The following is a 2,464-nucleotide window of genomic DNA, read 5'->3' as shown; positions in this document are numbered from 1 at the left end:
ACAGTGTCATTGACTTTTCAAATATTGCACTTGAACTATTTCCAAATCAAGCCATTTTATATTATTTCAATGGAGCTGCTAATCTTCAGGAAAACAATTATGAAGAAGCTAGCTTTGCATTAGAACAAGGTAAAAAATTAGCCTCAGCAAATCTTAACCTTATAGGAGCTTTTAATTCAATGTTGGGCGATGCGTATAATGGTCAGGAGCTTTATGAAAAATCTGACGAGGCATTTGAAGCTGCACTTGACTTTGACCCAAATAATTACGGGATTCTCAACAACTATAGCTATTATCTCGCATTGAGAAAAGAAAATCTTGACAAGGCAGAAAGAATGTCAAAGAAAGTGGTTGATAACAACCCAGATGATGTCACCTTTTTAGACACCTATGCATGGGTACTATTCTCAAAAGAAAAATATAAGGAGGCCAAAAAAGTAATGGAGAAAGCCATCTCAATTGGAAATGTAGAGGCAGTTCATTACGAGCACTATGGTGATATACTTTTTAAACTTGGCAATGTCGATGAGGCTGTAAAACAATGGCAGGTAGCTAAAGGAATGGATCCGAACTCCGAGCTCATAGACAAAAAAATAGCAGACAAAAAACTATATGAGTAGGACTCGAGTGGCTCTTAGGCTAATAGCCTTACTAATAATGCTATCATCTTGTGGCCAAAAATTTTCTGGCATTAGCTGGAATTTTTTAGATAGGAACAAGCTGGAAGTTAGAGAAACTAATTTTGAATACTTCTCTGGCAAAGCGAAAATCAACTATAAAGATGACGAGCATGACGTTAAAGCCAAGGCCAATGTTAGAATAAGAAAAGATAGCGTTATCTGGATTTCATTTTCTGCTATTGGTATACAAGGTGCGCGTTGTTTGATTGACAAAGACTCGATCACAATTCTAAACCTTGTAAAAAAGGAGTACTATGTATTTAATTATGACTCTTTGAGCAAGAGGTTCAATTTCGACATAAACTTTGAAGCCATACAGGCTGTTGCTCTAGGTAATTTAATTAAAGAGAAAGATAGAAATGATGAGGTTGAGAAAAATGAAGACTTCTACGTCTTGAAGCAGAGATCAGGCAATGTATCAATCCACAACTTCGTTAGTCCTAAGACAATGAAAATTGAGCGTGTAGAAATGTTAGAACCAGATTCTAAAAACACCGCAGTGATTAGGTATTATGACTATCAAATGGTAGAAGATCAGGCATTTCCTTATTCTGCAATAATTTCATTATTTTACAAAGCAAATGCTGGCACACTCAATACGGTAATAGAGTTTGAGTATAACAAAGCTCAAATCGAATCAAAAGAGCTTAAGTTCCCTTTTAGCATTCCTAAGAAATATGAGCGTAAATAGGAAACTTGGATTTTTAATCATCACACTGATTTTATCATGTCAGTTCTCTTTTGCTCAAAAATCTAAAGCTCAACTTCAAAAAGAGAAGCAGGAAAACCTTGAAAAAATTGCTCAGGCAGAGAAAATACTTTCAGAAACCAAAGGTAAGAAGCAAAACACACTAGGTCAGCTAAGCGCCTTGAATCAGCGCATTAAAACTCAGGAAGACCTTATCAACTCCATTAGGGGCGAGATGTATCTGCTAAATGATGAGATTGACGAGAACAACTCTATTATAGAATCGCTTTCCAAAGATCTCAAGCAGCTGAAAAAGGAATATGCAGCAATGATATATGCAGCGTCAAAGGCGAGTAAAGGTCAAAACAAACTAACCTTTCTTTTTTCAGCTAAGTCTTTCAATCAGCTGGTCATGCGCTATAAATATCTTGAGCAATACAGTGCAGCTCGTAAAAAGCAGGCAGAGCAAATTACTAAAGTTCAGGAGGTGCTTTCAGATCAAGTGACAGTTATCCAAAGCAAAGTATCCGAAAAGAATATCCTGCTAGCGGAGAATGTGCAGGAAAATAAAAGTTTAGCTGAACTTAAAACCTCACAAAGTAGCCTTGTTACCAATCTTCAAAAGCAGGAAAACAAGTTAAAAAGAGACTTAGAAGATCGAAAAAATGCAGTTGCTAAACTGGATAAACTTATCAATGACATCATCACAGCTGAAATAGAAAAGTCTAGGATAGCTGAGAAATCTACAATGGATGCAAGTATAAAATTAGCTAGCGAATTTGCTGACAATAAAACCAAATTACCATGGCCGGTTCAAGGCTTTGTCTCTCAAAAATTTGGTAAGCAAAACCATCCTGTGCTAAGAGGTATTATCATGAACAATACCGGTGTTAACATTCAGACTAAACAAAACGAAAAAGTAAAATCAATCTTCAGTGGCGAGGTACGCACTGTGGCTTTTGTGCCATTAGTTGGAAATACTGTTTTAGTGAGTCATGGAGATTACTTTACTGTATATGCAGGTCTTAAAGATGTGTTTGTTAAAACAGGTCAAAAAGTAACATTAGGACAGGAACTAGGTTCTATTTTAACCAAC

The 2,464-nt window shown here is 36.2% G+C and carries 3 protein-coding genes; all 3 read left to right on the top strand.

What is annotated here, in order from left to right:
* Window positions 1-620: tetratricopeptide repeat protein (locus tag E1140_RS02775; RefSeq protein WP_185153393.1), on the top strand; the 620-nt coding region annotated here is incomplete at its 5' end.
* A complete protein-coding gene (gene lolB1, locus E1140_RS02770; RefSeq protein ID WP_155178809.1) occupies window positions 613-1,371 on the top strand; it encodes a lipoprotein insertase outer membrane protein LolB1 in 759 nt (252 codons plus the stop codon). The genes E1140_RS02775 and lolB1, both read left to right, overlap by 8 nt.
* The coding region (locus E1140_RS02765; protein WP_155178806.1) for a murein hydrolase activator EnvC family protein at window positions 1,358-2,464 on the top strand (1,107 nt) is incomplete at its 3' end. The genes lolB1 and E1140_RS02765, both read left to right, overlap by 14 nt.

Source organism: Fulvivirga lutimaris, from assembly GCF_009711525.1.
GTDB lineage: Bacteria > Bacteroidota > Bacteroidia > Cytophagales > Cyclobacteriaceae > Fulvivirga > Fulvivirga lutimaris.
This window is presented reverse-complemented; position numbering and strand designations above follow the sequence as displayed.